This is a genomic window from Beutenbergia cavernae DSM 12333 (assembly GCF_000023105.1).
In the GTDB taxonomy this organism is placed as follows: domain Bacteria; phylum Actinomycetota; class Actinomycetes; order Actinomycetales; family Beutenbergiaceae; genus Beutenbergia; species Beutenbergia cavernae.
Map to the genome: position 1 here is coordinate 911,915 of NC_012669.1, position 21,381 is coordinate 933,295.

Consider the following 21,381-nt stretch of genomic DNA (forward strand, 5'->3'; position numbering starts at 1 on the left):
CCCGGGCCCGCCCGACTCAGCGCGACGCGTCGTCGAGCGCGTCGACGGCGAGGATCGCCACGGCCGAGCTCCAGGCGAGCGGCGCCACCTCGACCGGGCGGCCGTTCGCGTCGACCTTCTCCGGGATCGATCCGGTCGCCGTGCGGTGCTCGTCCAGCCACGTGAGCCAGGCGCGGGCGTCGTCGTCGTGCCCGTTCGACGCCGCCGCGAGCGCGTAGAGCGACGTCTGCGGCGTCCAGGAGTGGTAGGGGTCCCGCCAGGACTCGCCGGGCGCCAGCCCACCGGCCGGGCGCTGCATGAGCTCGATCGACGCCGCCCAGGCGTCCTCGGCGCCGGCCAGCGCCGTGGGCTGGAACGGCGGGAGAGCGAACGCCGTCGCCGCGTCTCTCGCCCCTCCGCCGAGGTAGCGGGGCCAGCCGTCGGGCGCGAAGGCCAGCTCGACGGCGTCACGCACCTCGGTGGCCCGGGCGGCCGCCGCGGCCGCGCCGCCGTCGTCGCCGGCGAGCGTGCGGATCCGCGCGAGCGACTCGAGCCCGGCGAGCACCGGGGCGGCGATGCCGAGCGTGAGCCCCGACTCGCGGTGCTCCCAGTAGTCCATCGACGGCGGGGGCAGGCGGTCGTCGGAGTCCGTGAGAGTGAACGCGTAGGCGGCGGTGCGGCTCAGCAGCGGTCCGAGGTCCGCGAGCACGTCCGCCCGCGTCGGTGTGCCGCCGGCGGGGGTCTCCGGGGCAGCCTGGAGCACCTCAGCGAGCGCCCAGAGGACCCAGCCGGTGGAGTCGGACTGGGTGCCGCGGTCGTCCGGCGGACCCGAACCGTCCGTGAGGTAGCGCGCCTCGAACGAGCCGTCCTCGTGCTGCACGCCCTGCAGGAACTCCAGGGCGGCGACGGCGTCCGCGACGTGCCCGGTGCGTCCGAACGCCGCGGCGACGAACGCGGCGTCCCTGGGCCACACGTAGTGCCAGGGCCCCTGCGGTGCCGCGATCGGCGCGCCGGACGCCGCACCGGCCGGGTGGGTGAGGAGGTGCAGGTCGAGCAGCGCGTCGCGCGTCATGTCCTCGTACTCGCCGCCCTCGCCCGGGATCGCCCCGGCGCCGAGCCACGCCCGCTGCTCGGCGGCGGCCTCCTCGGCGGCCGCGCGCACGGCGGTGGGTGCCTCCGCCCCGGGATCCGTGACGTGCGTCCCGGGGAGGAACGTCACCTCGTCGCCGGCCGGGACGACGGCGACGTCCGGCTCCGGGGTGAGCTCACCGCTCGCGTCCCACACCACGGCGAGGCCCTCGCCGGCCAGTTCGGGCATCCGGAAGCGGGGCTCCCACGGCCAGCGCACTCCCGGGGCCACCGCGACCGTAGCGACGACGGCGACGACCGCGACCGCGACCACGCCGAGCGCGAGCAGAGGCACGCGTCTGCCGTGCCGCGGTCGCCGCTGGAGCATCGCGCCAGCCTAGGCCAGTGCGCCGGCATCCGTTCGCCGACGGTCCGCGCCCCGTTCGGCGCGGAGTCGCATCGCGTTCACTGGCCAACGGGCGTCGAGTGCGGTGTCTGCGTCCGAGTGCGGGCCGTCACGCACCACACTCGGACGTTCGCCCCACCCTCGGCGGAGGGCGGAGCGCAAGGTTCGCGCGGCATAGGCTGAACCCGTGGCCCAGCGCACCGAGGTGGACGTCGTCGTCGTCGGTTCCGGCCCGAACGGCCTCGCCGCCGCCGTCACGATGGCGCGCGCGGGCCTCGGGGTGCAGGTCCTCGAGGCCGAGGACACGCTCGGCGGGGGCGCGCGCACCCTCGACCTGCAGCTGACCGACGTCGGCGTCACGCACGACATCTGCTCAGCCGTCCACCCGCTCGCCCTCGCGAGCCCGTTCTTCGAGGCGTTCGACCTGCCGTCCCGCGGGGTCGGACTCACGGTGCCGGAGGTGGCGTACGCCCAGCCGCTCGACGGCGGCCGCGCGGGCGTCGCCTACCACGACCTCGAGCGCACGGCCGTGGGGCTCGGGCGCGACGGCGCCGCCTGGCGCGCCTTCATGACGCCGCTCATGCGGCACCAGCGGGAGGTGATCGCCGTCTCGCTGAGCGACAAGCGCAGCATCCCGCGCGAGCTCCTCTCGCCGGGCGGGATCGCCGGTGCGCTGACGTTCGGGTCCCGCCTGCTCGAGCAGGGCTCGCGCGCGTGGAACGCGAGGTTCTCGGACGACGAGGCGCCGGCGCTGCTCACCGGCGTCTCCGCCCACGCGATCGCCCGGATGCCCGCGTTCGCGCCCGCCGGAACGGCCATCATGCTGGCGTCGCTGGCGCACACGGTGGGCTGGCCGCTCCCTGTCGGCGGGAGCCAGGCGATCACCGACGCGATGCTCGACGACCTCCGCGCCCACGGCGGCGACGTGCGCACCGGTGTGCGCGTCTCGGACTGGCGGGAGCTGCCGCGCGCCCGGGCCTACCTGTTCGACACCACGCCGCGCACGGTGCTCGAGGTCTGGAAGGACCGGGTGCCCACCGCGGCGGCGTCAGCGCTCGGCCGGTTCCCGCACGGCCCGGGAGCCGCCAAGGTCGACTTCGTGCTCGACGGCCCGGTGCCGTGGACCCACCCGGAGGTCGGCGCGGCCGGCACGATCCACGTCGGTGGGACCCGTGCGCAGATGGCAGCGGCGGAGGAGGCCGTGCACCGGGGCCGGCACGCCGCCGCCCCGATGGTCCTGGCCTCGGACCCGAGCGTCGTCGTCCCCTCCCGCGAGATCGCCGGGCTCCGCCCCTTCTGGACGTACGCGCACGTCCCGGCGGGCTCCACCCGGGACGTCACCGAGGACGTGACCGCCCAGATCGAACGATTCGCGCCCGGGTTCCGCGACGTCGTCGTCGCCTCGCGCTGCGTCCCGGCCGCCGAGATGGCGCAGCACAACGCGAACTACGTGGGCGGCGACATCGCGGCTGGCGCCGTCACGTTCTACCGGATGGTCGCGCGGCCGACGCTGCGGGCGGACCCCTACGCCGTCGGCATCCCCGGCGTGTACCTGTGCTCCGCGTCGACGACGCCGGCGCCCGGCGTGCACGGGATGAACGGCTGGTACGCCGCCGGCCGGGCTCTGCGCGCTCGGTTCGGCATCCGGCGGACGCCGGACCTGTCGCCCGGTCGGTAGGGGCCCCGGCCGCTGGTGCCGCCGCGCGCTCAGGCGGAGGCGGTGCCGGTCTCCGAACCGCCCGGCGCCCGGGGCGTGAAGCGCGCGCGCAGCCACACCGGCAGCTTCTCCAGCGGCAGGAACGCCGCCCAGCAGATGACCGTCGGGAGGAAGTGGATGCCGAGCGCGAGGTACGTGGCGAGGTGGAACGCGCAGAACGTCGCGACGGCCAGGTAGAGCCACTTCCCGCGCAGGAACAGCACGACAGGGGAGAGGAACTCGATCGCGAGCAGGCCCCACTGCCCGAGGCGCAGGATCCACGGGAACTGCAGCGTCCACGTCACCAGGTCGGAGCCGCGGCGCATGATCGCCCACACGAACACGGCGCCGTTCGCCCACGCCTGCGGGGAGCCGGACCGGATCCACTTGCTGAACGCCGAGCCGAAGTACGTGAGCACGACGGCGATCTGGGTGCAGCGCAGTGCCCACCCGGCGGCCTGCGAGGTGTCGACGTCGAACGGCCGCGCGACGCCGACCGTCGGCAGCACGGCGACGGCCACCATGAGCGCGAGGTGGTCGTGGCTGACGTACGCGAAACCCTGCGAGTTGAGCATCCACACCCAGAACGCGACGGCCACGGTCCAGCCGGTCACGAGCTGCACCCGGCCGCTCACCCGCGTGCTGGTGGTGGCCACGATGCCGAGCACGCACGCGGCGACCAGCACCACGAGCAGAGCCCACCCGCCCGCGACGCCGAGCGGCGGCAGGTGCAGGACGCGGCCCAGCAGCGTCGGCTGGTACAGGTCCGGTGTGTAGCCGTGCGGGATGACGTCGTTCGCGACGAACAGCACGTCGAACACGACGAATGCGTAGACGAGCACCCGGAACACGGCGACGCGTGCGAGCGGCAGCGGCGTGAACCACCAGCCGGTCACGGCGCCACCCACCTTCCGCAGGAGGCCGCCGGACGGCGTCGTCGTCGTCGCGCTCACCGCTCGACCTCCCACTCGGTCAGCGTCTCGATCTCCGGCTCCCCGACGACGAGCCCGTCCTCCAGCTGGCGGATCGAGCGACGCAGGTAGAGGTGGGTCGGCTGCGGGTCGCTCGGCCGAAGTGCCGCGTGCGCGTCGGCGAGGCCCTGCAGCAGCGACGGGTCGGAGATGATCCGGTCGAGCTGCCCCTCGATCTCCGCGCGGCCGACGCCGACGACGTTCTGGTTCAGCGCGATCTGGTCGGTGGTGCCGTCAGCGAACTCGGCGCTGAGGTAGACCGACCGCACGGTGCCGTTCATGTCCCGGGCCGTCGCGTACTGCGACAGCGAGCCGAACGGGAAGAGGTCGTTGGTGTCGCGGACCTGCCCGACGACGAGGACCACGAGCACGAGGGCTGTGACGGCGAGCCGCCAGGCGATGCCTGCCGGCCGGAGCGCGCGAGGCGTCGTCGCCTCCGACCCGCTGGACATGAGGGTCACTCTAGTGCGGCCCCGGCACGAGGATGATGGATCTGCGAGACGACGCGACGCGACGGCGCCCGCTGAGGACGCGCCTTGCACTCGCAGGAGGAGAGTGCCAATAATGGGTTAGCACTCTCACCACGAGAGTGACAACCCTGGCCGATGCCGATGAGGCGTTGCGACGGGCGGGACGTGACCGCCCTGAGTGACGTCGTCCGTCGCGGGCGTCGCACCGGCCGCACACCGCAACAGCGGAGGATCCACACCTCATGGCAAAGATCATTGCCTTCGAAGAGGAGGCCCGCCGCGGCATGGAGCGAGGGCTCAACCACCTCGCCGACGCCGTCAAGGTCACCCTCGGCCCCAAGGGCCGCAACGTCGTGCTCGAGAAGAAGTGGGGCGCCCCCACGATCACCAACGATGGCGTGTCCATCGCGAAGGAGATCGAGCTCGAGGAGCCGTTCGAGAAGATCGGCGCGGAGCTCGTCAAGGAGGTCGCCAAGAAGACTGACGACGTCGCCGGCGACGGCACCACGACCGCCACCGTGCTCGCCCAGGCGCTCGTGCGCGAGGGTCTGCGCAACGTGGCGGCCGGCGCCAACCCGATCGCCCTCAAGAAGGGCATCGACAAGGCGGTCGAGGCTGTCACCGCCGCGCTGCTCGAGCAGGCCAAGGAGGTCGAGACCAAGGAGGAGATCGCCGCGACCGCGGGCATCTCCGCCGGCGACCCCGCGATCGGCGAGCTCATCGCCGAGGCCCTCGACAAGGTGGGCAAGGAAGGCGTCATCACCGTCGAGGAGTCCAACGCGCTCGGCCTCGAGCTCGAGCTCACCGAGGGCATGCGCTTCGACAAGGGCTACCTGTCCGCGTACTTCGTGACGGACCAGGAGCGCCAGGAGGCCGTCCTCGAGGACGCGTACATCCTGCTCGTCGAGTCGAAGATCTCGAGCGTCAAGGACCTCCTGCCCCTCCTGGAGAAGGTCATCCAGGGCGGCAAGTCGCTCGTCATCATCGCCGAGGACATCGAGGGCGAGGCTCTTGCCACGCTCGTCGTGAACAAGCTCAAGGGCACGTTCAAGTCGGTCGCCGTCAAGGCTCCCGGCTTCGGCGACCGCCGCAAGGCGATGCTGCAGGACATGGCGATCCTCACGGGCGGCCAGGTCATCTCCGAGACCGTCGGCCTCTCGCTCGAGAACGCCGACCTCGACGCCCTCGGTCAGGCGCGCAAGATCGTCGTGACCAAGGACGAGACCACGATCGTCGAGGGTGCCGGTGACCCGGACCAGCTCGCCGGTCGCGTCGCGCAGATCCGCGCCGAGATCGAGAACTCGGACTCCGACTACGACCGCGAGAAGCTCCAGGAGCGCCTCGCGAAGCTGGCCGGCGGCGTCGCCGTCATCAAGGCCGGCGCGGCGACGGAGGTCGAGCTCAAGGAGCGCAAGCACCGCATCGAGGACGCCGTGCGCAACGCCAAGGCGGCCGTGGAGGAGGGCATCGTCGCCGGAGGCGGCGTCGCGCTCATCCAGGCCGGCAAGGTCGCGTTCGAGACGCTCGAGCTGGTCGGCGACGAGTCCACCGGTGGCAACATCGTCAAGGTCGCCATCGACGCCCCGCTCAAGCAGATCGCCATCAACGCCGGCCTCGAGGGCGGCGTCGTGGCGGAGAAGGTGCGCTCGCTGCCCGCGGGTCACGGCCTCAACGCCGCGACCGGCGACTACGAGGACCTCCTCGCTGCCGGCATCAACGACCCGGTCAAGGTGACGCGTTCCGCGCTGCAGAACGCCGCCTCGATCGCCGGTCTGTTCCTCACCACCGAGGCCATCGTGGCCGACAAGCCGGAGAAGGCGTCCGCGCCCGCCGGCGGTGGCGACGGCGACATGGGCGGCATGGGCTTCTGAGCCACATCTGACCCACACCGCTCCGCCTCCGGCCTCGGCCGGGCAGAGCACCAGGCGACGGCGGGTGTCCCCACGGGGGCGCCCGCCGTCGTCGTCTCCGCGCACCACAGGTGCTGAACCTCGTACTTCCCGTCGAGCCTCGCACCCTGAGGTACGAGGCTCGACGGGAAGTACGAGGGTCGGCGGGCGGGCGGGTGCGGCGGAGGTTCGAGCCCGGCCCGTGGGGCCGCGGGTAGGGTCGGACGCCGTGACGACGACCCACCCCACGAGCCCGACCCTCGACCCCGCCGCCCCGCTGCCGACCTCCACGCCGGAACGCGAGGGCATCCCGTCCGCCGCGATCGGCGCACTCCTCGACGCTCTCGAGGCGGCCGGCGTCGAGATGCACAGCCTCGTGCTCGCCCGGCACGGGAACGTCGTCGCCTCCGGCTGGTGGGCGCCGTACCGCAGCGACGACATCACCCTCATGTACTCGCTGAGCAAGAGCTTCACGTCGACGGCCGTCGGTGTGGCCGTCGCCGAGGGGCGGCTGGGCCTGGACGACGCCGTCACCTCCTTCTTCCCGCCGGCCGCCTCGGCCGGTGCGGGGCCGCGCACGCGCGCCATGCGGGTGCGCCACCTCCTCGCGATGTCGACGGGTCATGCCCAGGACACGACGGCGCGCCTCGACACGGCGGATCCCGTCGGGTCGTTCCTCGCGATCGAGCCGGACGCGGATCCGGGCACGCTGTTCTGCTACAACAGCGGCGCGACGCTCATGCTCTCCGCGATCCTCACGGAGCTCACGGGGGAGCGCCTCCTCGACTACGCCCGCGCGCGCGTGCTCGACCCGCTCGGGATCGGCTCGGCGTACTGGTCCCGGTTCGGGCGCTACGACATGGGGCTGTCCGGTCTGCACGTGACGACCGACGACGTCGCCCGCCTGGGGCTGATGTACCTCGGCGGCGGGGAGCTCCGCGGCCGGCGCGTCGTCCCGGCCCAGTGGGTGGAGACCGCCAGCGCCATGCACACCGACAACTCCGGCCGGGGCGCCGGCCCCGACTGGGAGCAGGGCTACGGGTTTCAGCTGTGGCGCGCCCGCCACGGCTACCGCGGGGACGGCGCGTTCGGTCAGTTCTGCGTCGTGCTGCCGGAGCACGACGTGGTGCTCGCCTCGACGGCCGCGACCGAGAACATGCAGGGCGTGCTCGACGCCGTCTGGCAGACGCTGCTCCCGGCGTTCAGCGCCGAGGCGCTGCCGGACGACGACGTCGCGCACGCCGCGCTCCGCGACCGGCTGGCGAGCCTCGCGCTGCCCGCGGTCGCGTCGGTCGTCCCAGGCTCGGACGGCGCCTGGGACCTCGCGCTGACCGGTCCGGCGGCGGACTGGGTCGACGGCGTCCGTCTCGAGGCGGCCGCGGGCGCGGCACGGCTGGTGCTCGCTGAGGACGGCGTGCCGCTGGACCTCCAGCTCGGCGACGGGACGTGGGTGCGCACCGATGTGCCGATCCGCGACGACCGCGTGCTGCGCGTCGAGGCGACCGGCGGCTGGTGCGCACCGGGCGTGCTCGAGGCCGACGTCCTGGCCGTCAACACCCCGCACCATCTGCGTCTGCGCTGCGACGTGGCGTCCGGGACGGCACATGTCGCGTGGCACACCGTGCCACTGCGCGCGGCGTCGCTGGTGCGCCTGGCGATCCCGCGAGCGGTGCTCGACTGACTTCCTGCGCGCAGAGTTCCTCTCGCGGTGGCGCAGAGTTCCTCTCGCGGTGGCGCAGAGTTCCTCTCGCGGTGGCGCAGAGTTCCTCTCGCGGTGGCGCAGAGTTCCTCTCGCGGTGGCGCAGAGTTCCTCTCGCGGACGGTCGGCGCACGTTCTCCCACGCGCCTGGCGCCGCGGCTCACACATTCCCGCGCGGCCCCGCCGGCAGCCTCTGCGGCCGGCCCGGCTGACAGGATGGGGGGCCGATTCGACGAGGGGTGGACATGGGCTGGGCGTGGGCGAGCGAGACGACCGTCACGGAGCTGCAGCTGCTGGGGCTCGCCTTCGTGCTGTGCTCGATCATCGGGCTGGAGCGGCAGTTCCACCAGAAGAGCGCGGGGCTGCGGACGCACACGCTCGTGGGGATGGGCGCCGCGGTGTTCACGCTGATCTCCGCGTACGGTTTCGCGCACGTCCTGGGCGCCGACGTCACGCTCGACCCGTCGCGGATCGCGGCGCAGATCGTCTCCGGCATCGGCTTCCTCGGGGCCGGCGTCATCTTCATGAGGCGGGACATCGTGCGCGGGCTCACGACGGCGGCGACGATCTGGGTCTCCGCCGCCGTGGGCATGGCGTGCGGGGCGGGGATGCCGGTGCTCGCGATCGCCACCACGGGACTGCACCTGGCGGCGATCTTCGTGCTGGCGCCCATCGGCCGTGCGCTGCCGACGCCGGACCGGCGCCGCCTGGTCGCGGTCCGGTACCGCGACGGCGAGGGCGTGCTGCGCTCGGTGCTCGCGACCGCCACCGACATGGGCTTCCAGGCGTCGATCATCTCCACCTCCGTCGACGAGCAGCCGAGCGGCGCCCGGGTCGTGGCGATGACGGTGCGGTTCCGTGGCCGGACGCCGCTCCGCGATCTCGTGACGGCGCTCGCCGAGCTGTCCGGCGTCGTCGGCGTCCAGTCGCAGGACGACGAGACCGAGGACGACGACTGACGTCAGGCCGAGGCGGGCCGGGTCGACCCGACCAGGCAGGACGGCGGAGCGCTCAGCTCTGCACGTACCCGACGAGCTGGTCGCGCTCGTCCTGCAGCTCGTCGAGCCGGTTCTTGACGACGTCCCCGATCGAGACGATGGCCTTCAGCCGCCCGTCGACGACGACGGGCAGGTGTCGGACCCGCAGGTCGGTCATCCGGCGGGCGAGCGACTCGATCTCGTCCTCGGGGACGCACGTCTCGACCTTCTCGGTCATGATGTCGGCGACCGGGCGCTGGAGCACGGCGGCGCCATCGACGTGCAGGTGCCGGACGACGTCGCGCTCGCTCACGATCCCCGAGACCGTCTCCCCGCCGTCGACCGAGACGACGAGCGCCCCGATCCGGCGGGAGTCCAGCTCGGCGACGAGCTCGGCGACCGTCGTCTCCGGCGACACCGTGAACACGTCCGCACCCTTGCGTCGGATCACGTCGGCGATGCGCATGATCCAGGATAGGACGGGTCGCAGCAGGAGTCGCCCCGAGCGCCCGTAGACTGCGGACCTGACACGAGACAGGGGAGGCGTCGTGACGGCACACGGAGCGACCAGCGCCGACGTGGCGCGCCGTGCCGGCGTCTCGCGCACCGCCGTCTCGCTCGTCCTCAACGGCCGCGGCGAGGGCAACATCTCGGCCGAGAACATCGAGCGCATCCACGCGGCCGCGCGCGACCTCGGGTACCGGCGCAACTCGGCGGCGGTCAACCTGCGGCGCCGCTCCACCGCCACGATCGGCATCGTCACCGACGAGATCACCACGAGCCCGTTCGCGGGGCAGCTGCTCCAGGGCGCCCGCGAGGTCGCGTTCGACCGCGGCTACCTCACGATCGTCGCCGACTACGGGCTCGACGACGCGCGCGAGCGCGAGATGGTGCGGGCGCTGCGCGGGCGCCAGGTGGACGGGTTCGTGCACGCGGCCATGTCGATGCGGGAGGTCGCGCCGGACCCGGAGATGGCCGAGCTGCCCACGGTGCTCGCGAACTGCTTCGCTCCCGGCGGGCCGGCCGGCGTCATCGCAGACGAGGAGGACGGCGGCTACCTCGCGGCGCGGTGCGTGTTCGAGCGGGGGCACCGGCGCGTCGTCATGCTCGCCGGGCGCACCCCGCAGGAGGCGGAGTACATCCCGGCGACTGCCCGCCGGGTCGCCGGCTTCGAGCGCGCGGCGCGCGAGGCGGGCGCCGGTGAGGCCCGCGTCGTCGACGCCGGCTGGCAGATCGGGATCGGTGCCGAGCACGCGACGGCGCTGCTGAGCCTCCCGGAGCACGAGCGCCCGACGGCGTTCGTGTGCGCGCGGGACCGCGTCGCCGTCGGCGTCGTCCTCGCCGCGGCGCGGCTGGGGCTCCGCGTGCCCGAGGACGTGTCGGTGGTCGGGTACGACGACGAGTCCGAGGTCGCGGCCGTCATGTCGCCGCCGCTCACCACCGTCGATCTGCCCCACCGCCGGATCGGCGAGCGCGCGATGGAGCTGCTCCTGGACGCGCTCGCCGGTGACGCGCCGCTCCCGACGGCGGACGTGCTCGTCGCGTGCGAGCTCGTCGTCAGGGAGTCGGTCGGCCCAGCTCCCACGCGGTGAGTCCGCCGGCGGCGCGCACCACCCAGGACTCGCCCGCTCGCGGGTAGGCGCGGACCGTGTGCGCGTCGCCGCCGGCGAACACCTCGACCACGGAACCGTCCACGAGCACCCGCGTGCCGCCGTCGTCGCCCCCACGCCAGATCTCGCGCTCGCCGTCGGGTCCGTCGAGCGAGACGACGACGCCGCCGCTCGCGGTGGCCTCCCACGCCGGCACGGTCAGGCGCACCTCGGGCACGGCCGTCGCCACCTCGGATCGCCGCAGGCCGGTCAGTTCCCGGGCGGGGGCGGACGTGACTCGGTCGCCGTCGAGGCCCAGCTCGCGCGGGAACGTCAGTGAGCCGGCCCAGCCGGCGGCGTCGATGTCGGCCTCGGTGGGGGCTCCCTCGCCGCGGCCCTCCCAGGTCCAGCCCCACAGGAGGACGCGGTCGCCGGCGTCGTAGGCCTGCGGGGCGTAGAAGTCGGGCCCGAGGTCGAGGTCGGCACCGGCGCGCGGCACGAACCGCGGGCGGCCCGAGTCGAGCACCAGGTCGCCGACGAACGCCACGACGCCGCGCAGGTCGTGGTCGCCGCCCGAGTGCCAGCGCGAGACGACGAGCGCCCACGCGCCGTCCTCGCCGAGGCGCACCAGCGACGGGCACTCCCAGATCTCGGCAGGCGCCAGCGCGCGGACCACGGGGTCGGCACCGTCGAGCAGCGGGCCGAGCAGGCGCCAGTCGTCGAGGTCGGACGCGTCGTACACGAGCACGAGCGGCGTGCCGTCGGTGCGGCCGGCGCCCTGGACGGCGTAGCGGCGTCCGTCGACGCGGAACAGGAACGGGTCGCGGACGTCGCGGATGCCCGGGTCCGCGGGCCGCGGGGCGACCATCCGCTCGTCGGCCACCCACCCGCCGTCGCCGTCGGGCCGCGCGAGCGCGATGCCGGCGTTCCCCGCCACGTCCGGTACCGCCGTGTACGCGAGCAGCGGGGCGCCGTCGTCGTCCGTCGTCGCCACGCCGCTCCACACGCCCGCCGCGTCGATCGCGCCGGGCCGGGGCCGCAGCGCCACGCCCTCGTCCCGCCACGTGAGCAGGTCGGCGGAGGTCGCGTGGCCCCAGCAGATCGCCTCGTGACGCGGGACGTCCGGGTTGTGCTGGTAGAAGACGTGCCAGAGGCCGTCCCAGAACCCGATGCCGTTCGGGTCGTTGACCCAACCGCGCTCCGGGCGGACGTGCAGGTGCGGGAAGGGGTCCAGGGCGGTGGTGAGGGTCACTTGCTGACTCCTGCGGTGAGGCCCGCGCGCAGCGGCCGCTGGCCGACCACGAACACGACGAGCGCGGGGATCATGGACAGGACGACGCCGGCGAGCACGACCGAGATCGAGCCGGTGCCGAGGTTCCCCTGGAGCGACACGAGGCCCAGGGGCAGCGTGTAGTTCTGCTCGCTGATCGAGAAGATGAGCGGGCGGAAGAACTCGTTCCAGTGGAAGTTGAACGCCAGGATGCCGACGATCGCCATCCCCGGCAGGGCGAGCGGTGCGTAGATCGAGCTGAACGTGCGCCACACGCCGGCGCCGTCGATCGACGCGGCCTCGCCGAGCTCGAGCGGCAGCCCCAGGAAGTACTGCCGCATGAGGAACGTGCCGAACGCGGTCGGGATCGCCGGGAGGATGAGCGCCAGGAGCGTGTCCGACAGCCCGATCCCGCGGATCAGCATGAAGATCGGCACGATCGTCACCTGGACCGGGACCATCATCGTGGCGAGCACCAGGGCGAACCAGAGGCCGCGGCCCCTGAACTCCAGGCGTGCGAACGCGTAGCCCGCGAGCGCCGCCGTCAGCATCTGCCCGACGGCGATCACGCCCGTGACGAGAGCGGAGTTCAGCGTCAGCAGGCCCATGTTGACCTGCTGGAAGACCTGGGCGTACGGCGAGAAGTCCGGGTCGGTCGGGATGAACTGCGGCGGCAGCGTGAACGACTCGGCGGGGCTGCGCAGCGACGTGGAGATCGTCCAGACGACCGGGCCGAGCGTCAGCGCGGCGGCCACGAGGAGGATGACGACGCGGGTCGCGCCCGACGGCGTCGGGAGCGCGCGACGGCGTGTGCGCGGTGCGGTGGCGCGCGGAGCGGGCGCCGTGCGGAGTGCGGTGGCGGTCATCGCTGGCCCCTCACTGGTAGAAGACGAATCGTCGTGACAGGCGGAACTGCAGCGCCGTGACGCCCATGATCAGCGCCATGAGGACGACGCCGACGGCGCTCGCCCGGCCGAACTCGAGCTGCCGGAACGCCGACTCGTAGATGACCATGACGGCGGTGCGTGTCGAGTCGCCCGGGCCGCCGCGGGTGAGGACCCAGGGCTGGTCGAAGATCTGCAGCGCCGAGATGACGCTCATCACGCAGGCTACGAGCATCGTGGGGGAGACGAGCGGGAGCGTGATGGTGCGGAACTGCCGCCACCCCGTGGCGCCGTCGATCGCGCTGGCCTCGTACACGTCGTTCGGGATGGCGGCGAGCCCGCCGACGAACAGCAGGAACGTGAACCCGAACTGCTGCCACACGTAGACGAGCACGACGACGGCGGCGGACCAGCCGCTGGTCAGCCACGCCACGCCCGGCAGGCCGACGAGCGAGAGGAACCAGTTCACGACACCGAAGTCCTCGTTGAACAGGTACCGCATGACGATGGAGACGCTCGCGGCGGAGAGGATGAGCGGGAAGAAGAACACCGAGCGGAAGAACGTCCGCAGCCAGCTCGGCATCCGCTGGGCCACGAGCACGGCGAGACCGAGGGAGACGGCGATCTGCAGCGTCACGGCCACGACGACGAACGCGATCGTGTTGAGGAACGAACGCCGCACGGTGGGGTCGACGGCGACGTCGGCGAAGTTGTCGAGGCCGGCGAACTCGGGGTTCGTGATGATGTCCCAGCGGAAGAACGCCAGGCCGATCGACGCGATGATCGGCAGCAGAGTGAAGACGCCGATGCCGATGATCGTCGGCGCGAGGAACAGCGTGACGACGAGGCGTCGCTTCCACGCGGGCCCCTGCGCGGTGCCGTGCGTGGTGGGCGGGGTCGTCGTCGCCGCGTCGCGGGCGGTGGGCAGTGCCGCGGTGGTCATGCCGTCCTCCCGAGGGCCTGGGTGAGGTCGCGTTGCAGGTTGGCCAGGGCGCGCGGGACGCCGGAGGCGCTGCCGCCCACGGCGGCGGAGATGTTCTTGATGAGCGCGGTCTCGACGGCGGCCTGCTGGGGCGGTGCCGGGATCGGGCCGGTCGTGGGGAACCGGTCGAGGGTGTCGTAGAAGACCTCCCAGTGCCGCGGGCCCTTCCCGGCGTACCGCGCCTCGTTGACCATCGAGCGCCTGGTGGGCGTGGTCGACGGGAGCGGGTAGGCGAGCTCCATGCCGTCGCGGGACGCCGTGAACTTGATCCACTCCCACGCCTCGTCCTTGCGCGGCGAGGTCGACATGATCGCGTACCCGGCGGCGCCGAACTGGTGCCGCTGCGTCCGCCAGCGCGGGAAGAACTGGACGTCGAACTCGTCCTCGGCCATCCCTGCCTCGTTGAGGCCCTGCACCCAGTAGCCGCCCGCCGGCGTCGTCCCGATCCGACCTGACGCGAACAGGCCCACCAGCGCGCCGCCGCCGCCCTCCTCGGGCCGGGTGCCGAGCCCGTCGGCCACGAGCTCGCGGAGGAACTCGACGGACTCCTCGACGCGCGGGTCGTCGGCGTTCGGCTCGAGCCACCGATAGCCGCCGCTGCGCTGCTCGCCGGGGTAGAAGCGGTCCCAGAACCACGTGCCGCCGCCGGCCTTCGTCTCGGCGAGGAAGCTCGTGTCGTTGACGTAGAGCCACGGCACGAGGCCGCCGAAGAGGCGGTTCGTCCAGAAGTACGGCACGAAGTCGGCGGCGTTCGCGGAGCGCATCGCGCGGAGCGTGGTCACGAAGTCGTCGTGGGTCCAGTCGTCGGCCGGGCGGTCGAGCCCGGCGAGCTCGAGCGCGCCGACGTTGTAGTACATGTTCGCCGCGTTGAAGTCGGTCGGGAGCTGGAACAGGCTCCCCTCGTACATGAACGCCTCGAGCAGCGTGGGGTGGACGTCGTCGAAGTACTCCTGCAGCTCGGCGGCGTCACGCAGCACGTAGTCGTCGAGCGGCTCGGCCATGAGCGACGCGAACAGCTGCGTGCCCTCCGTGGCCACGTTGACGAGGTCGGGCGGGGTGCCGGCCGCGATCATCGTGAGGATCTTCGAGAAGAAGTCGCCCCAGTCGTTGCCCTGGATGCCCTGGACCCGCACCGGGATGTCGGGGTGGATCTCGTTGAAGGCCGCGACGAGATCCTGGCGGGCGGCCGCGTCCTGCGACGTCCCGAGGATGGCGATCGTGAGGACGTCCTCGCCGCGACCGGGGATGTCGCGGCCGGTCAGGCGTGGCCAGGCCAGCCCGAGTCCGGTGAGCCCGGCGGCTCCGAGGGTGCCGAGCGCGGCACGGCGCGTGATCTCTGCGCTGAGGGGCGGCATCGTTGCTCCTTGACCTGTCACGTGTCAGGTAACACGTGACAGGTAGCATGGACCCTCGGTCCGGATGTGTCAATGCACCGCCGCGCGACGCCGTCGGACGCGGTGGGTTCCAGGCGTGCGGAGCGGTGGCTGCGGGACTCGCCGACAGCCCGCCGTCAGTGGACGAGCGTCTCCGCCGGGCAGGCCCCGAGGAGCTCGCGGGCGTCCTGGGTGGAGCCGTCGAGCACCGGGTCCACGTAGTCCGCGAGGAAGACGCGGTCGTAGTCCGGGAACGACGCGACGTACGACGTCGAGCTGAACGAGCGGAGGACGCCGACCGCGTTCGCGGCGCCGGCGACATCGCCGGCCTCCGCCCGCTGCACGGCCGTCGACAGCCAGGCACACCGCCAGTCGATCGCCATCAGCGAGGCGAAGAAGCCGTCCTCGTACCACAACAGCTCCGGGTAGGAGTCCTCGGACGCGACGAGCGTGCCGGTCTCCAGCGCGAGGATCTGGTCGTCGAGGCTCTGGAAGGACTCGAGGTTGCCCCACGCCGCGCCCGGGGGGAGCTGGAGGACCGTCGCGGCCTCGGCGCGCTCGGCGTCCTGCCGGGCGGTGAGCTCGGCGCGGTTGTCCTCGAGGTCGGCGATCCACTCCAGCGACAGCGCGTCGGGCGAGGACGGCGTCGCGTCCTGTGCGGGGGTGGGCGTGGGCGACGGCGGCGAGCCGGCACCGGGCTCCACGGTCGCCGTGCCCTGGGAACACGAGGCGAGCACCAGGACGGCGAGCGCCGCTGCGGCGGCGGCGAGCGCGCGTCGGGCCATCGGATCCCCTCCCTGCCGAGCGCTCCGGTGCGCCCCCGCGATGTGGTCCGCTCGTCGCGTGCGATTCCTGCGGCGCGGGCGAGACGTACTCCTGCGTGGAGGTTAGCCCCTGGAGCGGCAGCTGGTGCCCGGTTCAGCAGGACGGAGCGGGTGTCAGCCAGGCGCGCGCAGGCGCGCCAGCTCGGCGGCGACGTTGGCCCGGGCCGGCGCCTCCCAGCGAGCCCGCGCCGTCGTCGTCGCGTACAGGTGGTCGCGGCCGAGCAGCGACTCGAGGATCTGCGCCCGCCCGCGCCGGAAGGCCTCGTCCGGCACGTGCGCATACTCCGTGCGGACGTCGCGGGCGTACGCCGCGTAGCGCTCCGACGGCGCCGCGAGGATCGCAAGATCGGCGTCGCACAGGAGGGACCCGGCGACGTCGCCCGGGCGCACGGTGTGCGTGGTCGTGAGCAGGACCAGGCGGACGACGTCGTCGACCTCCTCCGCGGGCAGGAGCGGCCCGAGAAGTCCCCGGGCGAGGGCCGCCGACGACTCCTCGTCCGAGGTCGCCGTGGCGTCGGCCTCGCTCGCCCCAGCGGCGGACGGCGTCCCGGCGTCATACACGGCGTCGTGGAACCACGCCGCGAGCAGCGCGCGGCGCCACGCCGGCGGCGGCGCGTCCTCCGCGCGGGCGAGGTCCTCGACGCCGTCGAGCACGGCGGCGAGGTGCCGGACGTCGTGGTAGGCCCGGTGGGTCTGCGACCAGCGAGCGATCAGGTCGACGCCGACCTCCGGCGCCTGCGGGACGAGCGCCTCCCAGCGCGCGGGGAGCCTCGTGCGCGCCCGTCGCTCCCGCGCCGTGACCCGCAGCCCGCTCCGGCGCAGGCGCCGCACGAGCTCGCCCGAGGACACGGGCTGGGCGCCGCCGAGGACGAGGTCGTCGTACCGCTCGGCGGGCACGTCGTAGTGGTCGAGGTCGAAGGCGCGGTCCCGGATGCCGTGCCGCCGCGCGAACGCGTGGAGCTCCGCCACCGAGCTGTCGGACACGACGTGCGACCAGTGCGTCCCGTGGGCAGGCCAGCGCGGCGGATCGATGAGCACGGCCACGCTCACGAGCGTACGCACCCACCGGCGTCCTGGGCGTCGGAACGCCGCCGTCCGGCCGCGACGCGCGGGAGGAATGCGACCCGCCGCCGCCGGGTTGGCACCGACATGGACCTTGACTCATCCCACGCCTTCGTCCGCGACCACCGCCACGGCGTGCTCGCCACGCTCCGGAGGGACGGCCGCCCGCAGCTGTCGACGGTGCTGTACGGGGTGGGCGACGACGGCGCGCTGCTGGTGTCGTCGACGGCACCGCGCGCCAAGACGCGCAACCTCGGGCGGGACCCGCGGTTCTCGCTGCACATCGAGCGCGACGACGGCTACGCGTACGTGGTGCTCGAGGGCGCCGCCGAGCTGTCCGACGTGGCGCGGACCCCGGACGACGCCGCTGCCGACGCCCTCGTCGCGTACTACCGGCTCGCCCTGGGCGAGCACCCGGACTGGGACGACTACCGCCGTGCCATGGTCGCCGACCAGCGGCTCCTGCTGACGCTCCGCCCGGAGCGCGCGTACGGGATGCTGGAGCTGCCCCTCCCGTCGTGACCTACCGCGGCCCCATGCGCAGCGCGCCGTCCAGCCGGACGACCTCGCCGTTGAGGTAGTCCTGGGCGGCGATCGCCAGCACCATCCGGGCGTACTCGTCCGGACGGCCGAGGCGGGCGGGGAACGGCACCCCGGCAGCGAGCGAGGCCCGGAACTCCTCGGCGATCGACGACATCATCGGGGTGTCGAGGATGCCCGGGGCGATCGTCACGACCCGGATGCCGTGCTGCGCCAGGTCGCGCGCAGCGGGCAGCGTCAGTGCGGCGACCCCGCCCTTCGACGCGGCATAGGCGGCCTGCCCCACCTGCCCGTCGTACGCCGCGACCGAGGCCGTGTTGACGACGACGCCGCGCTGCCCGTCGTCGTCCGCGGGCCTCGTGCGCGCGATCGCCTCGGCGGCGAGCCGGAGCACGTTGAACGTACCGACCAGGTTGATGCCGACGACCTGCTGGAACAGGTCCAGGTCGTGCACGCCCTTCCGGGACAGGACCCTCGAGGCCCACGCGACCCCGGCACAGCTCACCGCGAGGCGCAGCGGCGCACCGGACGCGACGGCGGCGTCGACGGCGCGGGCGACGTCGTCCGCGGACGTCACGTCACCCGTCACCGCCTCGACGCCGTCGACCGGGGCGTCCGCGCGCTCCCACCCGTCGGCGAGGTCGAGGCCGACGACGTGCACGCCGTCGGCGACGAGCGCCCGCGCGGTGGCGGCGCCCAGCCCGGACGCGGCGCCGGTGACGACGGCGGAGGTTCCCTCGATCTGCATGCTCACTCCCGGTGACGACGACGGCGACGCGAGAGGAGGCTAGCGGCCGGCGGTCCAGCCTGTCGCGAGCGGCGTGCTGTAGCTGGACCCGTCGGCCGTGCGGACGAGGTGACCCGCCTCGACGAGCTCCCGGCGGACGAGGGGGACGTCGTCGGTGATCCGCGCGAGCGCCGCGTTGACGGCCGGCTCCGGGTCGCCGTCGAACACCGGCAGGGCGCTGGCGATCGCCTCGAGCATGCGTGCGCGCGGCGCCGCCTCCATGGGCAGGCGCACGAGGCGTCCGAGGCGCACGTTCCCGGACAGCTTCCGCGCCAGCTCCGGGTCGGCGGCGAGCACCCGCCCGAGCGGAGTGGCTGCCGCGTGGGCGGCCACGGCGTCGGTGAGCGTCGCCAGCCGCGCCTGCCACGCGCCGTCGGTCGACTCGGTCACGAGCCCCGCGGCGCGGAGCGCGCCGATCGCCCGGACGGCGTCGCGCTCGCGCACGCCCAGCCGCGCGGCGAGCTCGAGGGTCGACGCCGGCCCTCCGGTCGCGAGGGAGGCGAGGGCGGCGAGCCGCCGCGGGTCGGCGAGGGTGGACAGCAGCTCCACGGGATCGTCCATCCGACCAGTCTCGCCCGCCGGCTGCTTCCCGCACGAGGGCATTCGCGACGCCGGCACGTCTCGGCATACGAGAGGATGGCCGCGTGGAGTGCGTGCGATGAAGGCGTTGTACAAGCCGGCGGCCGGACCGGGTCTCGAGCTCGTGGAGCGGCCGGAGCCGGAGGCGGGGCCGGACGAGGTCAAGATCCGAGTGCTGCGCACCGGCATCTGCGGCACCGACCTGCACATCGAGTCCTGGGACGCGTGGGCGGCGTCGGCGGTCGCGGCGCCCCTGATCCCGGGGCACGAGCTCTACGGCGAGGTCGTCGCCGTCGGCGACGCCGTGCACGAGGTCCGCGTGGGGGACCGGGTGTCCGGCGAGGGGCACATCGTGTGCGGCATCTGCCGCAACTGCCGGGCCGGACGCCGGCAGATGTGCATCCGGACGAAGGGTCTCGGGGTGCAGCGCGACGGCGCGTTCGCCGAGTACGTGGTCCTGCCCGAGAGCAACGTGTGGGTCCACCACGGCGGCATCGACCCCGACGTGGGCGCGATCTTCGACCCGTTCGGGAACGCGGTGCACACGGCGTTGCGGTTCGGCGTCGTCGGCGAGGACGTGCTGGTCACCGGGAGCGGCCCCATCGGGCTGATGGCGATCGCCGTCGCCCGGCACGTGGGCGCACGCTTCGTGGTCGCGACCGACGTGAGCCCCCACCGGCTGGACCTCGCCCTCGGGATGGGCGCGGACCACGTGGTCGACGTCCGCACCGAACGCGTCCACTCGGCCCAGGAGGCGCTCGGGATGCGCGAGGGCTTCGACGTCGGGTTCGAGATGAGCGGTGCCCCGAGCGCGTTGCCGGAGATGATCGAGAACATGACGCACGGCGCCTCGATCGCCATGCTCGGCCTCCCCGCCGGGCAGATCTCGGTGGACTGGGGTGCCGTCGTGACGCGCATGATCACGATCTCGGGCATCTACGGGCGCCAGATGTTCGAGACGTGGTTCGCCATGGACGCGATGCTGGCTACCAGCGAGGTGCTCCGCGAGCGGGTCGCGTCGGTCATCACCGACCGCTTCGCGGCGGGGGACTGGGAGCTCGGGTTCGCCGCGGCGGCGTCGGCCGACCGCGGCAAGGTCATCCTCGACTGGACGGAGGTCTGAGCGTGTACGGAACGTTCGCGCAGCACGTGCAGGGACAGCTGGACGAGATCGCCGAGGCCGGGCTCACGAAACGTGAGCGCGCGATCGTCGGCCCCCAGTCGACGGAGGTGATGGCCGACGGCGCCCGCGTGCTCAACTTCTGCGCGAACAACTACCTCGGGCTCGCCGACGACCCTCGGCTGCTCGCCGCGGCCCATGCCGCCCTTGACGAGTGGGGGTACGGCCTCGCGTCCGTCCGGTTCATCTGCGGGACGCAGGAGCTGCACCTCGAGCTCGAGCGGCGGGTGTCGACGTTCCTCGGCACGGACGCCACCATCCTGTTCTCGTCCTGCTTCGACGCCAACGGCGGCGTGTTCGAGGCGCTGTTCTCAGCGGAGGACGCGATCATCTCGGACGCGCTGAACCACGCGTCCCTCATCGACGGCATCCGCCTGTGCAAGGCGCGGCGCTTGCGGTATGCGAACCGCGACATGGCCGATCTCGAGGCGCAGCTCGTGGCCGCGGCCGACGCCCGCTTCCGGATCATCGTCACGGACGGCGTGTTCTCGATGGACGGCTACTTCGCGCCGCTCGACGAGATCTGCGACCTGGCCGAGGCCCACGACGCGCTCGTCCTCGTGGACGACTCGCACGCCGTCGGGTTCGTGGGCGAGCACGGCCGAGGCACGCCGGAGCGTTTCGGCGTCGCCGACCGGGTCGACCTGTACACCGGCACGTTCGGCAAGGCGCTGGGCGGAGCCTCCGGCGGCTACGTGAGCGGGCGCGCGGAGATCGTCGAGCTGCTCCGACAGCGCGCTCGCCCGTACCTCTTCTCGAACACGATCGCGCCGCCCATCGTGGCGGGCACGCTCGCCGCGCTCGACATCGTCGAAGGAGCGGGCAGCGAGCGCGCGCACCTGAAGGACAACGCCGCCCTGTTCCGCCGGCTCATGACCGAGGCCGGGTTCGAGCTGCTCGAGGGCGAGCACCCCATCGTCCCGGTGATGTTCGGCGACGCGCGCGTCACCGCCGAGATCGCCGCGCACATGCAGTCTCACGGTGTCTATGTCACGGCGTTCTCCTTCCCTGTCGTGCCTCGCGGCGCGGCGCGCATCCGCGTCCAGCTCTCGGCGGTGCACACGCCGGGCGAGATCGCGGCGTGCGTCGACGCGTTCGTGGCGGCGCGCGCGGCCGTCCAGCCCGCCGCGTAGCGCCTCCCAGCTGGCGAGGCGCG

Annotated in this window: 20 protein-coding genes; 8 read left to right on the forward strand and 12 right to left on the reverse strand. The window is 73.3% G+C overall.

Annotated elements, in window-relative coordinates; translation table 11 throughout:
• Positions 1-16: 16 nt before the first annotated feature.
• Positions 17-1,435: a glycoside hydrolase family 15 protein gene (locus tag BCAV_RS04100; protein ID WP_012725858.1), complete on the reverse strand. Its 1,419-nt coding sequence runs from the start codon at positions 1,433-1,435 to the stop codon at positions 17-19.
• A gap of 205 nt (positions 1,436-1,640) precedes the next feature.
• Between BCAV_RS04100 and BCAV_RS04105 the strand changes: the two genes are divergently transcribed.
• Entirely contained in the window at positions 1,641-3,131 is a 1,491-nt protein-coding gene (locus BCAV_RS04105) for a phytoene desaturase family protein (RefSeq protein ID WP_012725859.1), read from the forward strand.
• Between the two features lie 29 nt (positions 3,132-3,160).
• Here BCAV_RS04105 and BCAV_RS04110 read toward each other — a convergent pair whose 3' ends face one another.
• Positions 3,161-4,102, reverse strand: coding sequence for a hypothetical protein (locus tag BCAV_RS04110; protein ID WP_012725860.1), 942 nt, complete (start codon positions 4,100-4,102; stop codon positions 3,161-3,163).
• Positions 4,099-4,572, reverse strand: coding sequence for a hypothetical protein (locus tag BCAV_RS04115; protein WP_012725861.1), 474 nt, complete (start codon positions 4,570-4,572; stop codon positions 4,099-4,101). Before BCAV_RS04115 ends, BCAV_RS04110 begins: the two co-directional genes overlap by 4 nt.
• A 260-nt stretch (positions 4,573-4,832) precedes the next feature.
• Between BCAV_RS04115 and groL the strand changes: the two genes are divergently transcribed.
• From groL to BCAV_RS04130, 3 genes are all read left to right on the forward strand, one after another.
• Positions 4,833-6,461, forward strand: coding sequence for a chaperonin GroEL (gene groL, locus BCAV_RS04120; protein WP_012725862.1), 1,629 nt, complete (start codon positions 4,833-4,835; stop codon positions 6,459-6,461).
• A gap of 247 nt (positions 6,462-6,708) precedes the next feature.
• Positions 6,709-8,160, forward strand: coding sequence for a serine hydrolase domain-containing protein (locus BCAV_RS04125; RefSeq protein WP_012725863.1), 1,452 nt, complete (start codon positions 6,709-6,711; stop codon positions 8,158-8,160).
• Positions 8,161-8,423: 263 nt separating this feature from the next.
• The gene (locus BCAV_RS04130; RefSeq protein WP_012725864.1) at positions 8,424-9,137 is read left to right on the forward strand and encodes an MgtC/SapB family protein; all 714 of its coding nucleotides are present in this window, start codon (positions 8,424-8,426) and stop codon (positions 9,135-9,137) included.
• 52 nt (positions 9,138-9,189) lie between these two features.
• On the opposite strand, the gene BCAV_RS04135 is transcribed toward BCAV_RS04130, so the two are convergent.
• Positions 9,190-9,621, reverse strand: a complete 432-nt coding sequence (locus tag BCAV_RS04135) for a CBS domain-containing protein (RefSeq protein WP_012725865.1) — start codon at positions 9,619-9,621, stop codon at positions 9,190-9,192.
• Between the two features lie 82 nt (positions 9,622-9,703).
• On the opposite strand from BCAV_RS04135, the gene BCAV_RS04140 reads away from it, so the two are divergent.
• Positions 9,704-10,747, forward strand: coding sequence for a LacI family DNA-binding transcriptional regulator (locus tag BCAV_RS04140; RefSeq protein ID WP_012725866.1), 1,044 nt, complete (start codon positions 9,704-9,706; stop codon positions 10,745-10,747).
• On the opposite strand, the gene BCAV_RS04145 is transcribed toward BCAV_RS04140, so the two are convergent.
• From BCAV_RS04145 to BCAV_RS04170, 6 genes are all read right to left on the reverse strand, one after another.
• Positions 10,713-11,996: a glycoside hydrolase family 32 protein gene (locus BCAV_RS04145; protein WP_012725867.1), complete on the reverse strand. Its 1,284-nt coding sequence runs from the start codon at positions 11,994-11,996 to the stop codon at positions 10,713-10,715. The two genes, BCAV_RS04140 and BCAV_RS04145, sit on opposite strands and share 35 nt — an antisense overlap.
• Positions 11,993-12,880 (reverse strand): carbohydrate ABC transporter permease, encoded by an 888-nt coding sequence (locus BCAV_RS04150; protein WP_012725868.1) that lies wholly within the window; start codon positions 12,878-12,880, stop codon positions 11,993-11,995. The genes BCAV_RS04145 and BCAV_RS04150 overlap by 4 nt, the downstream gene beginning before the upstream one ends.
• Positions 12,881-12,890: 10 nt before the next feature.
• On the reverse strand, positions 12,891-13,841 hold the full coding sequence (locus BCAV_RS04155; RefSeq protein WP_012725869.1) for a carbohydrate ABC transporter permease: 951 nt from the start codon (positions 13,839-13,841) through the stop codon (positions 12,891-12,893).
• Entirely contained in the window at positions 13,838-15,235 is a 1,398-nt protein-coding gene (locus tag BCAV_RS04160; protein WP_012725870.1) for an extracellular solute-binding protein, read from the reverse strand. Before BCAV_RS04160 ends, BCAV_RS04155 begins: the two co-directional genes overlap by 4 nt.
• Positions 15,236-15,390: 155 nt before the next feature.
• Positions 15,391-16,038: a hypothetical protein gene (locus BCAV_RS04165; RefSeq protein ID WP_012725871.1), complete on the reverse strand. Its 648-nt coding sequence runs from the start codon at positions 16,036-16,038 to the stop codon at positions 15,391-15,393.
• Between the two features lie 153 nt (positions 16,039-16,191).
• A complete protein-coding gene (locus BCAV_RS04170) occupies positions 16,192-17,121 on the reverse strand; it encodes a DUF4031 domain-containing protein (RefSeq protein WP_043348442.1) in 930 nt (309 codons plus the stop codon).
• A 105-nt stretch (positions 17,122-17,226) separates the two neighbouring features.
• Between BCAV_RS04170 and BCAV_RS04175 the strand changes: the two genes are divergently transcribed.
• Positions 17,227-17,661, forward strand: a complete 435-nt coding sequence (locus tag BCAV_RS04175) for a PPOX class F420-dependent oxidoreductase (RefSeq protein ID WP_012725873.1) — start codon at positions 17,227-17,229, stop codon at positions 17,659-17,661.
• Between the two features lies 1 nt (position 17,662).
• Here BCAV_RS04175 and BCAV_RS04180 read toward each other — a convergent pair whose 3' ends face one another.
• Positions 17,663-18,427 (reverse strand): SDR family NAD(P)-dependent oxidoreductase, encoded by a 765-nt coding sequence (locus BCAV_RS04180; RefSeq protein ID WP_012725874.1) that lies wholly within the window; start codon positions 18,425-18,427, stop codon positions 17,663-17,665.
• A gap of 39 nt (positions 18,428-18,466) precedes the next feature.
• Complete coding sequence (locus BCAV_RS21395) at positions 18,467-19,027, reverse strand: DUF2087 domain-containing protein (RefSeq protein WP_012725875.1); 561 nt, start codon at positions 19,025-19,027, stop codon at positions 18,467-18,469.
• Positions 19,028-19,124: 97 nt separating this feature from the next.
• Between BCAV_RS21395 and tdh the strand changes: the two genes are divergently transcribed.
• Complete coding sequence (tdh, locus tag BCAV_RS04190; protein WP_012725876.1) at positions 19,125-20,168, forward strand: L-threonine 3-dehydrogenase; 1,044 nt, start codon at positions 19,125-19,127, stop codon at positions 20,166-20,168.
• 2 nt (positions 20,169-20,170) lie between these two features.
• On the forward strand, positions 20,171-21,358 hold the full coding sequence (locus tag BCAV_RS04195) for a glycine C-acetyltransferase (protein ID WP_012725877.1): 1,188 nt from the start codon (positions 20,171-20,173) through the stop codon (positions 21,356-21,358).
• The last annotated feature ends 23 nt before the right edge of the window (positions 21,359-21,381 follow it).